The organism is Corallococcus exercitus (assembly GCF_042231735.1).
GTDB lineage: Bacteria > Myxococcota > Myxococcia > Myxococcales > Myxococcaceae > Corallococcus > Corallococcus exercitus_B.
In genome coordinates, this window is the sequence record NZ_CP102577.1 from 392,127 (window position 1) to 406,743 (window position 14,617).

Consider the following 14,617-nt stretch of genomic DNA (forward strand, 5'->3'; position numbering starts at 1 on the left):
GAGCCTGGGTGATGCGCTCCGCGAGGAGCGCGCCCCGGGCGACGACAGCACGAGGCAATCATGAGTCGGATTGGAAAACTGGCGATCAAGCTTGGCGACAAGACGAAGGTGAACGTCGCCAACCAGCAGGTCAACTTTGACGGCCCCAAGGGCAAGCTGTCCGTCAAGCTCCCCGCCAAGGTGAAGGTGGAGGTGAAGGACGGCCAGGTGACGGTGCAGCGTGAGGACGACTCGCGTGAAGCCCGCAGCCTGCACGGCCTGACGCGGACCATCCTCGCCAACGCGGCGAAGGGTGTCTCCACGGGCTTCGAGCGGCGCCTGGACATCCGCGGCGTTGGTTTCCGCGCGGAAGTGAAGGGCAAGGCCATCCACTTCTCGCTCGGCTACTCGCACCCGGTGGTGTTCAACCTGCCGGAGGGTGTGACGGCGGAAGTCGACAAGGTCTCCCGCACCGAGGACAGCCTTCCCACGGTGGGGCTCACGCTCCGCTCGGCGGACAAGGAAGCCCTGGGCGCCACGGCGGTCAACATCCGCTCGCTGCGTCCGCCGGAGCCCTACAAGGGCAAGGGCATCAAGTACTCCGAGGAGCGCATCCGTCGCAAGGAGGGCAAGACCGGTACGACCTAGTCGTCGCCGCGTCTTCGCCGAGCATTCAACCCCGCCGGGCCTTGAAGCCTGGCGGAATCATCCGGCGGCGGAAGGCCGCATCGCCGCCGGACGGAAAAGGAAGCAGCCATGTCCAAGACTGTCGAGCAGCGCCTCAAGAGGAAGAACCGCATCCGCAAGAAGCTCTCGGGTACCACCGAGCGCCCGCGGCTCACGGTGTACAAGAGCCTCAAGCACATCTACGCGCAGGTGGTGGACGACTCCACCGGCCGCACGCTGGCGTATGCGTCGTCCCTGTCCAAGGAGCTGAAGGGCAAGGACGAGGGCGACAAGAAGGCCGACGCGAAGCGCGTGGGCTCCCTCATCGCGGAGAAGTGCAAGGCCGCCAACGTCGATGCGGTGGTGTTCGACCGCAACGGCTTCCCCTACCATGGGCGCATCGCTGCCGTGGCCGACGCCGCGCGCGAAGCCGGCCTGAAGTTCTAGGTACCAGAAAGGAATTCCTCAAGTGGCAACTCCGATCAATCCGAACGATCTGGACCTGACCGACCGCGTGGTGAACATCAACCGCGTGGCCAAGGTGGTGAAGGGTGGCCGCCGTTTCTCGTTCGCCGCGCTCGTCGTGGTGGGCGATGGCAACGGGCACGTGGGCGTGGGCCTGGGCAAGGCCAACGAAGTCCCCGAGGCCATCCGCAAGGGCGGCGAGAACGCGAAGAAGAACCTGTTCCGCGTTCCGCGCATGGGTCACACCATCCCGCACGAGATCCTGGGGCACTTCGGTGCCGGCTGGGTGCTCCTGAAGCCGGCCTCCGAAGGTACGGGCGTCATCGCCGGTGGCGCGGTGCGCGCGGTGCTGGAGGCGGCGGGCATCCGCAACATCCTGACCAAGAGCCAGGGTTCGCGGAATCCGCACAACGTGCTGAAGGCCACGGTCGCGGGCCTGAAGCTGCTGCGCAGCGCCGAGCAGGTCGCGCGGCTGCGTGGCAAGGACGTCGAGACGCAGAAGCTCGCGGGCGAGGCGAGGGGCTAGCCATGGCGCTCAAGGTGAAGCTGACGAAGAGCTACTCGGGTTCTTCCGAGGACATGCTGGCCACCATCAAGGGCCTCGGTCTGAAGAAGTTCGGCGACGAGCGGCTGTTGAAGGACACCCCGGCGGTGCGCGGCATGGTGTTCAAGGTGAAGCACCTGGTCTCCCTGGAGACGGTCAGCCAGGAGGCTCCGGCGCCCAAGCGCCGCAAGCCCCGGAAGATTGTCGCCCGGGACCGCGCCCTGGAGCGCCTGGCCGCCAAGGCCAAGGCCTGAGAACTGAGGATCCATCATGAGCATCCTGACCAATCTGAAGCGCCCTGAGGGCTCCTGGCACCGCAAGAAGCGCGTGGGCCGTGGCCAGGGTAGCGGCCTGGGCAAGACGGCCGGCCGCGGCGGCAAGGGCCAGAAGGCCCGCTCCGGCAACATGCGGTTCGAGGGCTTCGAAGGCGGCCAGAGCCCGCTGCAGCGCCGCCTGCCGAAGTTCGGCTTCAACCCGCCCAACCGCACCACCTACGCGGTGGTGAACCTGGGCGACCTGGAGCACGTGTTCGATGCGGGCGCCACGGTGGACGAGGCCGCGCTGAAGCAGGCGGGCCTGGTCAAGGGCCGTTATGACGGCGTGAAGGTCCTGGCCCATGGCGAGCTCGCCAAGAAGCTGACCGTTCGCGTGAACAAGGTGTCCGCGGCGGCCCGCGAGAACATCGAGAAGGCGGGCGGCTCCGTGGAAGAGCTCCCGCTGGTGGCGCACAAGCCGGAGTCGGCCTCCAAGGCCCACGCCGGCAAGGGCGTCAAGGCTCCTCGCCAGCCCCGGGCGTAGGCGTGACCGGCGCGCATCACGGTGATGTGGTGCGCGCCCCCAGCCTTGTGTAGGCTTCCGCGCCCCTTTCCGGAACCGGAGAGGGGCGTTTGTTGTTGCTGGCAGAACCTCTTGAAGAGGATGGCATTACCGTGGCCCTGAACGCCCTCGCCAACGTCTTCCGCATCGCGGAGCTGCGCAGCCGGCTTGCGTACACGCTCGTGCTGCTGTCCGTCTACCGCATCGGCATCTTCATCAACACGCCGGGCGTGGACCGCTCCGCGATGAACGCGTTCATGGACGCCCAGAAGCAATCGGGCGGCCTCGTGTCGCTGTTCAACCTCTTCTCCGGCGGCGCGCTGGAGCAGATGTCCATCTTCGGTCTGGGCATCATGCCGTACGTGAGCGCCTCCATCATCATCCAGCTCCTGGCGGTGGTGGTGCCCAGCCTGGAGCGCCTGCAGAAGGAAGGCGCCGCGGGCCGCCAGAAGATCAACCAGTACACGCGCTACGGCAGCATCGCGCTGTCCATCGTGCAGGGCGTCGGCATCTCGCGGTGGCTGGCCTCGCTGGGCCGCTCCGACGCGGGGCAGGGCGGCTTCAACCAGGTGGTGGTGCCCAACGACAACCTCTGGTTCACCTTCATGACGGTGGTGAGCCTCACGGCGGGCACGGCCTTCATCATGTGGCTGGGCGAGCGCATCACCGAGCGCGGCATCGGCAACGGCATCTCGCTCATCATCTTCGCAGGCATCGTGGCGCGCGTGCTGCCCGGCGCGAAGACGCTGCTGGACCTGACGACGCAGGAAGTGGTGAACGTGGCCGCGGTGCTGGGCCTGCTCTTCTTCATGCTCCTCATCATCGGCGTGGTGGTCTACGTGGAGCGGGGCATGCGGCGCGTGCCCATCCAGTACGCCAAGCGCATGGCGGGCCGGCGCATGTTCGCGGGACAGGCCACGTACTTCCCCATGAAGGTGAACGCCTCGGGCGTGATTCCCCCCATCTTCGCCGGCGCGGTGCTGTCCTTCCCGGCGACGCTGGGCGCGTGGTTCCCCTTCCTGCAGGGCTTCCAGCGCGCCATCGAGGGCAACCTCTGGGTCTACAACGGCCTGTTCGTGCTGCTGGTGGTGTTCTTCTCCTACTTCTACACGGCGCTCACGTTCCGGCCGGATGATGTGGCGGACAACATCAAGAAGCAGGGTGGCTACATCCCCGGCATCCGCCCGGGCCGTCAGACGGCGGAGTTCATTGAGCGGACGCTCAACCGCCTCACGTTCGGTGGCGCCATCTACCTGGCCATCATCTGCGTGATTCCGTCCGTCATCAGCAGCGTGCTGGGCGTGCAGTTCACCTTCGGTGGCACGGCGCTGCTCATCGTCGTGGGCGTGGCGCTGGACACGGTGCAGCAGATTGAAGGGCACCTCATCAGCCGCAACTACGAAGGCTTCGCGGGTCCGCGCGGTCCGCGCATCCGTGGTCGGGTCCGCGTGGCGGCCTGACGTCTGTCGGTTGTGTTCCGGCGCCTCTCCCCAATGGTGGGGAGGGGCGCCTCGTCGTTCAAGGGTGGACGCTGGTGCAAAGGAGCGACATGAACCTCATCCTCTTGGGGCCGCCGAACGCCGGGAAGGGAACCCAGGCGAAGAAGCTCTACGCGGACTTCCAGATCCCGCAGATCTCCACCGGCGACATCCTGCGCAAGGCCGTGAAGGACGGCACTCCGCTGGGCAAGGTGGCCGGGCCGCTGATGGCCGCGGGGCAGTACGTTCCCGACGATGTCGTCATCGGCATCGTGGAGGAGCGGCTGAAGGAGTCGGACGTGGCCAAGGGCTTCGTGCTCGACGGCTTTCCGCGCACCCCGGGGCAGGCGGACGCGCTGGACCGGATGCTGGAGCGGCTCGGTAAGCAGCTGAACGCGGTGGTGTCGCTCGAGGTCCCCCACTCGACGCTGGTCGAGCGCGGCTCCGGCCGGCGCGTGTGCCCGAACGACGGGTCCGTCTTCCACGTCACGCAGAGCCCGCCGAAGCGCGCCGGCCTGTGCGACAAGTGCAGCACGGAGCTCGTGCAGCGCCCGGATGACACGCCGGAGGTCATCGAGAAGCGCCTGCAGAAGTACGACGCGGAGACGTCCCCCCTGAAGGACTTCTACGCGAAGAAGGGGCTGCTCAAGAGCGTGGACGGCGTCGGTTCTCCGGAGGGCATCTACGAGGAGATCAAGAAGGCCGCCGGCCGTCCTGCCTGAGGCCAGGCAGCGGGGCGGGGGCAGGGCCGGTCCGGACTGCCGCCCCACCGGTCGCGGGTTCCCGACAGAGCAGGCCGGTAGGGAAAGGGGCGCATGAACCCGGTGGAACTCAAGAGCCCGGACGAGATTGCCCTGATGCGGGAAGCAGGGCGCATCGTCTGTGAAATCCTGGACGAGCTGGAGAAGGCGGTGGCTCCCGGGGTTTCCACCTGGGAGCTGGACGCCCTGGCGGAGAAGCTCATCACCCAGAAGGGCGCCAGGCCGGCGTTCAAGGGCTACCACGGCTTCCCGGGCGTCCTCTGCGCCTCCGTGAACCAGGAGGTGGTCCACGGCATCCCCAACCGGAAGCGGCGGTTGGTGGCCGGGGACCTGATGAAGCTGGACTTCGGGGTCGTCTACCGCGGCTTCTTCGGGGACTCGGCGCGGACGGTGCCGGTGGGGAAGGTGACACCGGAGGCCCAGGCCCTGGTGGACGCCACCCGGCAGTCCCTGGAGAAGGCCATCCAGGTGATGCAGCCCGGCAACCGGATTGGCGACATTGGCCATGCGGTGCAGAGCCATGTGGAGGCCCGGGGGTTCTCCGTGGTCCGGGACTTCACCGGACATGGGATTGGCCGGAAGTTGCACGAGCCGCCCCAGGTTCCCAACTACGGGCAGGCGGGGGCGGGGATGAAGCTGCGGCCGGGCATGGTCCTGGCGGTGGAACCGATGGTGAACCAGGGAACGCCCGACGTGGAGGTCCTGGAGGACGAGTGGACGGCCGTCACCGTGGACGGCAAGTTGTCTGCCCACTTCGAGCACACCATCCTGATCTCGGAGCGGGGGCCGGAAGTGCTCACCCGGCGCTCATGAAGGCCCCCGGACCCGGGGTGAAATAGGGTGATGTCAGAAGGTGTTGATAGAGGTCCAGATTTCAGATCGCGCGGCGCTTGCTACTTACGGACCAAAGTGTTATCCCGCCGCGCTTCCAGAAGGTTCGTGGTCCGGGAAGAAGGTTGACGCTTGCCGAAGGATGATTCCATCGAAGTCGAGGGGACCGTCATGGAACCCCTACCGAACGCGATGTTCCGCGTGGTGCTGGACAACGGCCACAAGGTTCTCGCGCACATCTCGGGCAAGATGCGGATGCACTTCATCCGTATCCTCCCGGGCGACAAGGTGAAGGTCGAGTTGTCGCCGTATGACCTGACCCGTGGACGGATCACGTACCGGGCCAAGTAATTCGCGCCGGCCGCCTGTGCGGACCGGCTGTTGTGCTTTTCTCCGCTGAAGGAAGGAAGTTCGCTCCATGAAGGTTCGGGCGTCCGTCAAGAAGATCTGCGACAAGTGCAAGGTTGTCCGCCGCAAGGGCATCGTGCGCGTCATTTGCGCCTCCAACCCCCGGCACAAGCAGCGCCAGGGCTGAGAGTCCCCAGGGACTCTTAAGCCTCAGACCAACTCCAAAACGAAGGAAGACCGAAGATGGCTCGTATCGCCGGCATCGATCTGCCGCCCAACAAGCGCGCGGTGATCTCGCTCCAGTACATCTACGGGATCGGTAACAAGACCGCGCACGACATCATTGAGGCGGCGGGCATCGATCTCACCACCCGGACCAAGGACCTCACCGAGGACCAGGCTCGAAAGATCCGTGAGATCATCGAGGCCAGCTACAAGGTCGAGGGTGATCTCCGGCGCGAGGTGACCATGAACATCAAGCGGCTGATGGACCTGGGGTGCTACCGGGGTCTGCGTCACCGCAAGGGTCTTCCGGTCCGCGGCCAGCGCACCCACACCAACGCGCGCACCCGCAAGGGCCCCAAGCGCGGCATCGTTCGCGCGAAGCCGGCCGCTCCGGCCCGCTAAACCCTCTGGCGCCTGCGGCCTCACCCCGTGTGAGGCCCGGGCGTTGATCACCTACTCCCAGGAGCAGCGATTCACATGGCTGACGAGATCAATACCGCCGCCGCGCCGGCTGGTGCCGAGGGTGGCGAGACCCCTGCGGCGAAGAAGAGCAAGCGCAAGGGCAAGAAGAACATCCTCAACGGCGTGGTCCATATCCAGTCCACGTTCAACAACACCATCATCACGATCACGGACGTGTCCGGGAACGTGATCTCCTGGTCGTCGGCCGGGGCGCGCGGCTTCAAGGGCAGCCGCAAGTCCACGCCGTTCGCGGCCCAGGTCGCCGCTGGCGACGCCGCGGCGAAGGCGATGGAGCACGGCCTGAAGACCGTGACGGTGTTCGTGAAGGGTCCGGGCGCGGGCCGTGAGTCGGCGCTGCGCGCGCTGGCCGCCGCCGGCCTGAAGATCAGCCTCATCCGCGACGTGACGCCCATCCCGCACAACGGCTGCCGTCAGCCCAAGCGCCGCCGCGTCTAATCACCGCTTCGGGCCGGGGCTCGCGTCATGCGCGGGCCCGGCTCCAGACCATCTGCAAGGAGAGTTTCCGTGGCTCGTTACACCGCGAGCGCCTGCCGTATCTGCCGGCGCGAGAACCTGAAGATGTACCTCAAGGGCGACCGTTGCTACACGGACAAGTGCGCCATCGAGCGCCGCCCCTATCCCCCCGGTCAGCACGGCCAGGGCCGCGTGAAGTTCTCCGGCTACGGCGTGCAGCTGCGCGAGAAGCAGAAGGTCAAGCGCATGTACGGCCTGCTCGAGAACCAGTTCCGCGGGTACTACCACCGCGCGTCCGCGGCCAAGGGCAAGACGGGTGAGAACCTGCTGCAGCAGCTGGAGCTCCGCCTGGACAACGTGGTGTTCCGCATGGGCTTCGCGGACACGCGCAACGAGGCGCGCCAGCTGGTGCGTCACGGTCACTTCCAGGTCAACGGCCGCCGGGTGAACATCCCGTCGTTCTCCGTGAAGCCGGGCAGCGCCGTGGAAGTGGTGGAGAAGAGCCGCAAGGTGCTCCGCATCTCCGAGGCGCTGGAGACGGTGGACCGCCGTGGCGTTCCCCAGTGGATCGACCTGGACAAGAAGGCGTTCAAGGGCACGGTCAAGACGGTCCCCAACCGCGAGGACCTGACCATGCCCATCCAGGAGCAGCTCATCGTCGAGTTGTACTCGAAGTAGTCCTGGGTGCCGGGCCCGCTTTCCCGGGCCCCTCCCGCAGTGGACGCCCTGGCCGACGAGGCCGGGGCGTCGTTGCTTTGTCGCCTGGAGGGCGCGTCCTGCGCGCGCCGGGCGAAGCTGTTACGCAGTCCCCCCGCGTGCCCGTCCTCCCGCCACTTTGGCGGGGATGTGGGTGATGGCGCACGTTCCGAGGAGCAGTCCCCATGGCGGATACGTTTGTTGCGAAGAACTGGCGCGACCTCATCAAGCCGCGCCGCATGGAAGTGGACCAGGACTCGCTGAGCCCCACGTACGGCAAGTTCGTGGCGGAGCCGCTCGAGCGCGGCTTCGGGACGACGCTGGGCAACTCGCTGCGGCGGGTGCTGCTGTCGTCGCTGCAGGGCGCGGCCATCACCTCCGTGAAGATTGAAGGCGTGGACCACGAGTTCACGACCATCCCCGAGGTGGCCGAGGACGTCACGGACGTCGTGTTGAACCTGAAGGAGGTCCTCCTCCGGATGCACACGAACGAGACGAAGACGCTGCGCATCGAGGTGGAAGGGCCCAAGGAAGTGAAGGCGGGCGACCTCATCGCGGACCAGGACGTGGAGATCCTCAACCCGGGTCACCACATCTGCACCGTGTCCGAGGGTGGCAAGGTGCGCATGGAGCTGACGTGCCGCCGGGGCCGGGGCTACGTGCCGGCGTCCACCAACAAGGTGGCGGGCGCGCCCATCGGGACCATCCCCATCGACTCGCTCTTCTCGCCCATCCGCAAGGTGAACTACCAGGTCACCAACGCGCGCGTCGGTCAGGTCACGGACTACGACAAGCTGTCGCTCGAGGTCTGGACGGACGGCTCCGTGGTGCCGCAGGACGCGGTGGCCTACGCGGCGAAGATCATCAAGGAGCAGCTCACGGTGTTCGTGAACTTCGACGAGACCGAGGAGCCGGTCGTCGCCGAGGCGCCGAAGGAAGAGGCCAAGCTCAACGAGAACCTGTTCCGCTCGGTGGACGAGCTGGAGCTGTCGGTGCGTTCGGCCAACTGCCTGCAGCAGGCGAACATCAAGTCCATCGGTGACCTGGTCCAGCGCACCGAGGCGGAGATGCTCAAGACGAAGAACTTCGGCCGCAAGTCCCTGAAGGAAATCAAGGAGATCCTCGCGGAGATGGGCCTGTCGCTGGGCATGAAGCTGGAGAACTGGCCGCCGAAGAACGCGCCGGCTCCCGCGGCCCCCAAGGCCTAGCGCGTCGTTGTTTCCTGAAGCACCTGTCCCGCCTCCCACCGACACGGCTTCACGGTGGCGCGAAGGCAGGGGGCCCTGGTACACAGGGCCCGATTCAACGGCGGCCCCCGGTGTCGGGGCCGTCCTTCCCACCCGGTACCTGATACGGCCGGAGTGGTGGGGTTCTCAAGAAGAGGCCCCGGAGCACGCGCATGCGCCACAAGGTCGGACAAAGGAAGCTGCACCGCACCACGAGCCACCGTCTCGCGATGCTGAACAACATGGTCACGTCGCTGCTGGAGCACGGGGCCATCCGCACCACCGTTCCCAAGGCGAAGGAAGTCCGTCCGCTGGCCGAGCGCATCATCACGCTCGCCAAGCGCGGTGGCCTGTCCAACGTGCGCCTCGCTGCCCGCACCGTGAAGGACCGCGCGGTCCTCCAGAAGGTGTTCAGCGAGTACAAGGAGCGTTACGCCGCCCGCCCGGGTGGCTACACCCGCATCGTGCGCCTGGGCTTCCGCCGGGGCGACGCCGCGGAGATGGCCCTCATCGAGCTGGTGGACCGTCCCGCGAAGGCTCCGGCCGCCGCCGAGACGACCGAGGCTCCCGCCGCCGAGGCGAAGACCGAGGGTTGAGCCGTTCCCCGCGCCCGGGCCTCTCTCCTGAGTGAGGCCCGGCCGGACTGAAGAAGCACCCAGGGCGCCTTCCTGCTTCAGGAGGGCGCCCTTCGTGTTTTCCGGAGGCAGGCAGGGGACTCCCCGCGGCGGGCTACTTCTTCGGCGCGAGGAGGCGCTTCCACTCCTCCTGGAGGGAGGGCGTGAGGTCGGCGTTGTCGTCCGCGCTCTTCATCGTCAGTGCCTGGAAGCGGAGGTCCGCGGGCGCGGCGCCGCCGTTCTTCCCCAGCAGCTGCTTGGGCGTGATGGTGACGAAGTTGCCGGGCTGCACCTCCGCCACCACCGCCTTGTACTCGTTGTTCACGGTGATGATGACGTCGCGCCAGACGTCCGTGCTCTCGTTCCAGATGGTGACGGAGGGCCGGTCCAGCTTGTCGCTGAGCACCAGGCGCGCGTCCATGTCCCCCGTGTCCAGGGAGCTGCCCGGGCACGCGATGGCGAAGCTGGCGACGGACAGCGCCACCCAGGTCGCGACGATGCCGGCCTTGTACTTGAAGAAGCGGTCGCTGGCGCGGAAGTCCGCGAGCTGCTCCTTCAGGATGGAGAAGGCGTTGAGGAGGACGTTGGACGTCTCCGCGGCGACGCGCTTGCCCAGCGGGCCTTCCGTCTTGGGCTTCTCCAGCGGGGCCGTGCGGGCGGCGCTCACGGCGCGCATGCCGGGGCTGGTGGCCGCGCGGGGCTGGGTGCCGGGATTCGACGGCGTCCGGGGCGGCGGGGTGCTGGGAGGGGCGGGTTTGCGCGCGTCGCTCATCGGAGGCGGAGTGTAGAGGGCGCGGTGCGCCGGTGGCTACTGGCCCTTGAGCACCTGCAGGGCCTTGCTGGCCACCGCGTTGTCGGGCTGGGTCTCCAGCACCTTGCCCAGCCAGCGCTCCGCTTCGCTCGCGGCCTTCTGGCGCTCCTCGGGGCGGCGGGCCTTCTGGGCTTCCTCGGTGTAGAGCAGGCCCAGGCGCAGGGCGAACTCGGTGTTCTCCGGGTCCTTGTCCGCCACGTACTTGAGCTCGCGCTGCGCGGCCGCGTAGTCCCCCTCCAGCTGGTACACGAGCGACAGCTTTCCGCGCGCGGGCGCCGAGTCCGGCGTCAGCGTCACCGCCACCTGGAAGGCCTCCTTCGCGGTGGCCAGGTCGCGGGCCTCCAGGCGCAGGTCGCCCAGGCGGAACCAGGCCAGCTCCAGCAGCGGGTTGAGCGCCACGGCCTTCTCGAAGGCGGTGCGCGCCGCGTCCGTGCGCTGGCGCGACAGGTACAGCTCTCCCAGGTAGAGCTGGTTCTTGCCGTCCTGGGGGGCACGCTCGATGGCCTGCTTGAACTCGTCCACGGCGCGGCCGGCGTCATCCAGCCGCTGGTAGGCCAGCCCCAGGAGGGCGTGCACCACGGCCAGGTCCGGGTAGTCGTGGAGGATCTCCTCGAAGGCGATGAGGGCGTGCTGGGGCGCGTCCAGCTCGTGCAGGTAGCGCATGCCCTCCTCGAGCTTCGCCTCCGCCGCCTTGGGGAAGCCCTGGAACGGATCCGCCAGCTGGTTCATCAGCGCCCGCGCGGTGGCGACCTCTGACGGCGTGGGGTTGCCCTTCACGACGGTGCCCAGGGCCTCCACGGCGCCCGCCGGGTCGCCCGTGCGGGCCAGGGCCTTGGCCAGGGGCAGCTTCCAGCCCGCGCGCTCCGGGGCCAGCTCCACGGCCTTGCGCAGCGGGCCCAGCGCGGCGGCGTAGTGCTCCGACTCCAGGCGCGCGACGCCCAGGCGGTAGTGGAACTCCGCGGTGGTGGGGGACAGCGTGATGGCGCGCTCGAAGGCGGCCACGGTGGGGGCGCCCGCGTCCCGGGCCCGGGAGAAGAGGGTCAGGCCCAGCATGTACTGGTCCACCGCGCGCTCGTTCTTCGCGATGGCCTGGCGCAGCTCCTCCGCCCAGGCGTCCGCGCGGCCTGCCTTCACCTGGGCCTCGGTGAGGGCGCGGGCCACGTCCACGTCGTCCGGCGTGCGCGCGTGCAACTCACGCAGGAGCTTCAGCGCATCCTCGGGCTGGTTCCCGTCCAGGTACGCGCGCGCCTGCGCCTGGGGCGACAGCGCGGGGGCCTGGGCCTGGCCGTGGCCGCAGCCGGTGACGAGCAGGCCTACTCCCAGGAGGGCGGCGGGCCAGCGGAGCATGCGGAGGCGGTTCGAGGTCGGCGTCAGGGGCACGGGGAGCTCAGGAGGCCTTGGATGTGGCGGAGGAGACGCGCTGGGCGACGCCCTCCTGGTTCGGCGCGGCGACGGCCGTGTCCGGGTCACCGCCCTTGCCGCCCAGGGAGAGGCTGTCGGCGATGATCTGCGCGCGCACGGCGCGGGCCAGGCCCTCGCGGTCGTTGTCCGCGAAGCCGGTGGTGTCGATGGGGCGGCCAATCTTCACGCGCACCGGGCCCGGCGTGATGTTCCACGAGTTCTTGGGCATCACGTTGTCGGTGCCCTCGATGGTGACGGGGCAGATGGGCACGCGGGCCTTGAGCGCGAGCGCGAAGGGGCCCTTCTTGAAGGGCAGCACGCGGCCGTCCTCGGAGCGGGTGCCCTCCGGGTACAGGAAGATGCTGGTGCCCGCGCGAATCTTCCGCGCTGCTTTTTCCAGCGACGCGATGGCCGACGAGCGGTCGCCGCGGTCAATGAAGATATGCCCCGCCAGCCAGAGGTACCAGCCGATGAGCGGCACGAGGCGCAGCTGCGACTTGGCGACGAAGCGGAAGTCCACCGGCACGGAGACGAAGTGCGCCGGGATGTCGAGCGTGGACAGGTGGTTGCCGACGTAGATGGTGGGCCGCTTCGGGTCCACGTTCTCCCCGCCGATGACCTCCAGCTTCGCGCCGCCGGCCCACAGGAGCACGGGCGACCAGAACTTCCGGACGACCCACACGGAGCGCGACGGGTTGAGCGTCACCAGCATCGCGAGGCAGGCCAGCGGGAAGCAGACGAAGGACCACACCGTGACCACCAGGATGCACCACAGCTTGCGCAGCATGCGTCGCCTTTCCTCCTACCGGGGGGCTTGAGCGCCGGACGGGCCCCGGGGGTGCCGCTCACCGGTCGGGCAGCCAGGCGGCTCGGCGGGGGCGCCGGCACGGGCTCCTGGGCGTGCGCAACGGGGCGGGGGCATGCACTTTATCTACCATGGCTCCCCTCGCCATTGTTTCTGGTGAATGCCGCTCGCTGGGGTTACAAGCAAGGGTGGCGTGGCCAGGAAAAAGTTCATCGCCATCGCGGGCAACATCGGGGCCGGAAAGACGGAGCTCACGTCCTTCCTGTGCCGGAAGTACGGCCTCACGCCGTCCTTCGAGCCCAATGACCAGAACCCCTACCTCGCGGATTTCTACAAGGACATGAAGACGTGGGCGTTCCGCTCGCAGCTCTTCTTCCTGACGCACAAGTTCCGCCTGCACCGGGAGCTGGAGCGGACGCCCGGCACCGTGCTCCAGGACCGGACGCTCTATGAGGACGCGGAAATCTTCGCCAAGAACCTCCACCGCCAGCGGCTCATCGACAAGCGCGACTGGTCCACGTACTGGGAGCTGTACCAGACCATCTCCCAGGCACTCCGGCCGCCCGACCTGATGATCTACCTGCGCTGCCCGGTGGTCACCCTGAAGGAACGCATCCGCCTGCGCGGACGTTCCATGGAGAAGGACATCCCGACCGCGTACCTCAAGCGCCTCAACGCCCTCTACGAGGAGTGGTTCGAGGGCTACTCGCTGTCGCCGGTGCTGGTGCTGGGGACGGACAAGCTGGACTACCTCACCAACCTGGTGGACCGCGTGGACCTCTTCCGACAGATCGAGAAGCACCTGTGAGGGAGGTCTACGTCCTGGCCACCGAGCAGCCCGAGCCGCCGACCCTGGACGCGCTGCGCGCGGCGTTCGCCACGGACGAGGTGGAGTTCGTTCCGCACGAGGGCGACTGGGGCTTCACCGTGCGGGCGGACGGGTCGGAGGTGAAGGTGGTGCTCAAGCCCCTGAGCGACGGCCGGCCGCGCGTCAGCCAGGAGCTGTTCAGCGGCAGCCCGGAGGCCTTCGCGCGCGTGGAGAAGTCCCAGGCCTGCTACGCGTTCCTCCTGGAGCCGGGCGGCGCGCAGCCCACGCTGCCCGTCTTCGAGGCGCTGTGGACCGTGCGCACGCTGATGGAGCAGGCCCCGGGCGTGCTCGTGGACCTGACGGCGTTCAAGCTTCACGAGCCCGAGGACGTCGTCGAAATCACGGAGCTGGACTTCGACATCCGCGACCACGTGCACCTGCACGCCATCGAGCTGGCGGAGGGTGACACGCCGCTGTGGGTGCACTCGCACGGGATGGAGAAGTTCGGCGCGCGCGACGTGGAGATCTTCCACCTGGGCGAGGGCGACCTCCTGGCCGCGGAGAGCTTCCTCCACGAGCTGTGCACGGACCTGGCGTTCGCGCAGGGCCCGGCGCTGCGCGCGGAGGTGTCCACCAGCGAGGGCCAGAGCTTCACCCTGGTGCCCTCCGAGGAGGCCCGCGCGAACCTGCTGGGCGTGCCGCTGGACGCCTTCGAGGGCCACGAGGGGCTGTTCCTCTCGGTGGTGTCGCCCCTGGGCCGGCACAACACGGCGGAGCTCTTGGCGACGTACCGGGAGCGCTTCGCCAAGGAGCCGGCGGAGCAGACCCAGGCCATGAAGGAGGAGGCGCAGGCGCTGCTGCCCGCGTTCCTGGCGCGCTTCCAGCGCAAGGGGTTGATGGAGCCCCTGACGTTCCTGGTGCGGGCCCCCTTCGAGACGCACCCGGAGGGCGATGTGGTGGTGGAGAACCTGTGGCTGGAGGCGGTGGCCCGGGACGAGGGCTCCGTCGTGGGCCGGCTGGTGGATGGCGCGGTGCACACCACGGAGTGGCGCAAGGGGGCCCACGTGGAGGTGGAGGAGAAGCAGATCAACGCCCTGGCCATTGCCCGGGAGGGCCGCGCGCTCAACGAGTCCGAGCTGCGGAGTCTTTTGACCGCCGAACGCCCGATGTAGCGCTGCGCGTCCAGCCCAACGCGGCTTGCGGGCGC

Annotated in this window: 20 protein-coding genes; 17 read left to right on the forward strand and 3 right to left on the reverse strand. The window is 68.1% G+C overall.

All coding sequences use genetic code 11. The features are described 5' to 3' along the window. The first annotated feature begins 60 nt into the window (after positions 1–60). The 15 genes from rplF (at position 61) to rplQ (ending at position 9,567) form a co-directional block, all read left to right on the forward strand. Positions 61–627, forward strand: a complete 567-nt coding sequence (gene rplF, locus NR792_RS01785; RefSeq protein WP_120552130.1) for a 50S ribosomal protein L6 — start codon at positions 61–63, stop codon at positions 625–627. A 108-nt stretch (positions 628–735) separates the two neighbouring features. Then, positions 736–1,092 carry a 50S ribosomal protein L18 gene (gene rplR / locus NR792_RS01790; protein WP_120523538.1) on the forward strand — a complete coding sequence of 119 codons (357 nt, stop codon included), beginning with the start codon at positions 736–738 and terminating at the stop codon, positions 1,090–1,092. A gap of 22 nt (positions 1,093–1,114) precedes the next feature. Further along, on the forward strand, positions 1,115–1,636 hold the full coding sequence (gene rpsE, locus NR792_RS01795; protein ID WP_014395877.1) for a 30S ribosomal protein S5: 522 nt from the start codon (positions 1,115–1,117) through the stop codon (positions 1,634–1,636). 2 nt (positions 1,637–1,638) lie between these two features. Then, on the forward strand, positions 1,639–1,908 hold the full coding sequence (gene rpmD, locus NR792_RS01800; protein WP_120523537.1) for a 50S ribosomal protein L30: 270 nt from the start codon (positions 1,639–1,641) through the stop codon (positions 1,906–1,908). 16 nt (positions 1,909–1,924) lie between these two features. Then, positions 1,925–2,452: a 50S ribosomal protein L15 gene (gene rplO, locus NR792_RS01805; protein ID WP_120523536.1), complete on the forward strand. Its 528-nt coding sequence runs from the start codon at positions 1,925–1,927 to the stop codon at positions 2,450–2,452. A 131-nt stretch (positions 2,453–2,583) separates the two neighbouring features. Beyond that, the gene (gene secY / locus NR792_RS01810; RefSeq protein WP_375758330.1) at positions 2,584–3,930 is read left to right on the forward strand and encodes a preprotein translocase subunit SecY; all 1,347 of its coding nucleotides are present in this window, start codon (positions 2,584–2,586) and stop codon (positions 3,928–3,930) included. A gap of 89 nt (positions 3,931–4,019) precedes the next feature. Continuing rightward, positions 4,020–4,670, forward strand: a complete 651-nt coding sequence (locus tag NR792_RS01815) for an adenylate kinase (RefSeq protein WP_375758331.1) — start codon at positions 4,020–4,022, stop codon at positions 4,668–4,670. Positions 4,671–4,763: 93 nt separating this feature from the next. Next, complete coding sequence (map, locus tag NR792_RS01820; RefSeq protein WP_375758332.1) at positions 4,764–5,522, forward strand: type I methionyl aminopeptidase; 759 nt, start codon at positions 4,764–4,766, stop codon at positions 5,520–5,522. A gap of 150 nt (positions 5,523–5,672) precedes the next feature. Continuing rightward, positions 5,673–5,891 carry a translation initiation factor IF-1 gene (gene infA / locus NR792_RS01825; RefSeq protein ID WP_002614803.1) on the forward strand — a complete coding sequence of 73 codons (219 nt, stop codon included), beginning with the start codon at positions 5,673–5,675 and terminating at the stop codon, positions 5,889–5,891. Between the two features lie 67 nt (positions 5,892–5,958). Beyond that, entirely contained in the window at positions 5,959–6,075 is a 117-nt protein-coding gene (gene rpmJ / locus NR792_RS01830) for a 50S ribosomal protein L36 (RefSeq protein WP_002633586.1), read from the forward strand. A 56-nt stretch (positions 6,076–6,131) separates the two neighbouring features. Next, positions 6,132–6,515 (forward strand): 30S ribosomal protein S13, encoded by a 384-nt coding sequence (rpsM, locus tag NR792_RS01835; protein ID WP_120523532.1) that lies wholly within the window; start codon positions 6,132–6,134, stop codon positions 6,513–6,515. Positions 6,516–6,590: 75 nt separating this feature from the next. Further along, positions 6,591–7,031 carry a 30S ribosomal protein S11 gene (gene rpsK / locus NR792_RS01840; protein ID WP_014395884.1) on the forward strand — a complete coding sequence of 147 codons (441 nt, stop codon included), beginning with the start codon at positions 6,591–6,593 and terminating at the stop codon, positions 7,029–7,031. Between the two features lie 69 nt (positions 7,032–7,100). Further along, positions 7,101–7,727 carry a 30S ribosomal protein S4 gene (rpsD, locus tag NR792_RS01845; protein ID WP_120523530.1) on the forward strand — a complete coding sequence of 209 codons (627 nt, stop codon included), beginning with the start codon at positions 7,101–7,103 and terminating at the stop codon, positions 7,725–7,727. Between the two features lie 203 nt (positions 7,728–7,930). Beyond that, complete coding sequence (locus tag NR792_RS01850) at positions 7,931–8,953, forward strand: DNA-directed RNA polymerase subunit alpha (protein WP_375758333.1); 1,023 nt, start codon at positions 7,931–7,933, stop codon at positions 8,951–8,953. 191 nt (positions 8,954–9,144) lie between these two features. Next, positions 9,145–9,567 carry a 50S ribosomal protein L17 gene (rplQ, locus tag NR792_RS01855; RefSeq protein WP_375758334.1) on the forward strand — a complete coding sequence of 141 codons (423 nt, stop codon included), beginning with the start codon at positions 9,145–9,147 and terminating at the stop codon, positions 9,565–9,567. 133 nt (positions 9,568–9,700) lie between these two features. Here rplQ and NR792_RS01860 read toward each other — a convergent pair whose 3' ends face one another. From NR792_RS01860 to NR792_RS01870, 3 genes are read right to left on the reverse strand one after another with little or no spacing between them, the layout of a single operon-like run. Beyond that, on the reverse strand, positions 9,701–10,357 hold the full coding sequence (locus tag NR792_RS01860; protein ID WP_375758335.1) for a hypothetical protein: 657 nt from the start codon (positions 10,355–10,357) through the stop codon (positions 9,701–9,703). Positions 10,358–10,393: 36 nt separating this feature from the next. Further along, complete coding sequence (locus tag NR792_RS01865; RefSeq protein WP_375758336.1) at positions 10,394–11,743, reverse strand: tetratricopeptide repeat protein; 1,350 nt, start codon at positions 11,741–11,743, stop codon at positions 10,394–10,396. A 40-nt stretch (positions 11,744–11,783) separates the two neighbouring features. Next, a complete protein-coding gene (locus tag NR792_RS01870) occupies positions 11,784–12,584 on the reverse strand; it encodes a lysophospholipid acyltransferase family protein (protein WP_375758337.1) in 801 nt (266 codons plus the stop codon). 211 nt (positions 12,585–12,795) lie between these two features. On the opposite strand from NR792_RS01870, the gene NR792_RS01875 reads away from it, so the two are divergent. Together NR792_RS01875 and NR792_RS01880 are read left to right on the forward strand one after the other, a co-directional pair. Next, on the forward strand, positions 12,796–13,410 hold the full coding sequence (locus NR792_RS01875; protein ID WP_375758338.1) for a deoxynucleoside kinase: 615 nt from the start codon (positions 12,796–12,798) through the stop codon (positions 13,408–13,410). Next, entirely contained in the window at positions 13,407–14,582 is a 1,176-nt protein-coding gene (locus NR792_RS01880; protein ID WP_375758339.1) for a DUF2314 domain-containing protein, read from the forward strand. Before NR792_RS01875 ends, NR792_RS01880 begins: the two co-directional genes overlap by 4 nt. The last annotated feature ends 35 nt before the right edge of the window (positions 14,583–14,617 follow it).

What these genes read in the sequence shown, in the direction of transcription:
- rplF (WP_120552130.1), top strand. Translation starts at nt 61, where the DNA reads ATGAGTCGGATTGGAAAACTGGCGATCAAGCTTGGCGACAAGACGAAG.
- rplR (WP_120523538.1), top strand. Translation starts at nt 736, where the DNA reads ATGTCCAAGACTGTCGAGCAGCGCCTCAAGAGGAAGAACCGCATCCGC.
- rpmD (WP_120523537.1), top strand. Translation starts at nt 1,639, where the DNA reads ATGGCGCTCAAGGTGAAGCTGACGAAGAGCTACTCGGGTTCTTCCGAG.
- rplO (WP_120523536.1), top strand. Translation starts at nt 1,925, where the DNA reads ATGAGCATCCTGACCAATCTGAAGCGCCCTGAGGGCTCCTGGCACCGC.
- NR792_RS01815 (WP_375758331.1), top strand. Translation starts at nt 4,020, where the DNA reads ATGAACCTCATCCTCTTGGGGCCGCCGAACGCCGGGAAGGGAACCCAG.
- map (WP_375758332.1), top strand. Translation starts at nt 4,764, where the DNA reads ATGAACCCGGTGGAACTCAAGAGCCCGGACGAGATTGCCCTGATGCGG.
- rpmJ (WP_002633586.1), top strand. Translation starts at nt 5,959, where the DNA reads ATGAAGGTTCGGGCGTCCGTCAAGAAGATCTGCGACAAGTGCAAGGTT.
- rpsM (WP_120523532.1), top strand. Translation starts at nt 6,132, where the DNA reads ATGGCTCGTATCGCCGGCATCGATCTGCCGCCCAACAAGCGCGCGGTG.
- rpsK (WP_014395884.1), top strand. Translation starts at nt 6,591, where the DNA reads ATGGCTGACGAGATCAATACCGCCGCCGCGCCGGCTGGTGCCGAGGGT.
- NR792_RS01850 (WP_375758333.1), top strand. Translation starts at nt 7,931, where the DNA reads ATGGCGGATACGTTTGTTGCGAAGAACTGGCGCGACCTCATCAAGCCG.
- rplQ (WP_375758334.1), top strand. Translation starts at nt 9,145, where the DNA reads ATGCGCCACAAGGTCGGACAAAGGAAGCTGCACCGCACCACGAGCCAC.
- NR792_RS01860 (WP_375758335.1), bottom strand. Translation starts at nt 10,357, where the DNA reads ATGAGCGACGCGCGCAAACCCGCCCCTCCCAGCACCCCGCCGCCCCGG.
- NR792_RS01865 (WP_375758336.1), bottom strand. Translation starts at nt 11,743, where the DNA reads ATGCTCCGCTGGCCCGCCGCCCTCCTGGGAGTAGGCCTGCTCGTCACC.
- NR792_RS01870 (WP_375758337.1), bottom strand. Translation starts at nt 12,584, where the DNA reads ATGCTGCGCAAGCTGTGGTGCATCCTGGTGGTCACGGTGTGGTCCTTC.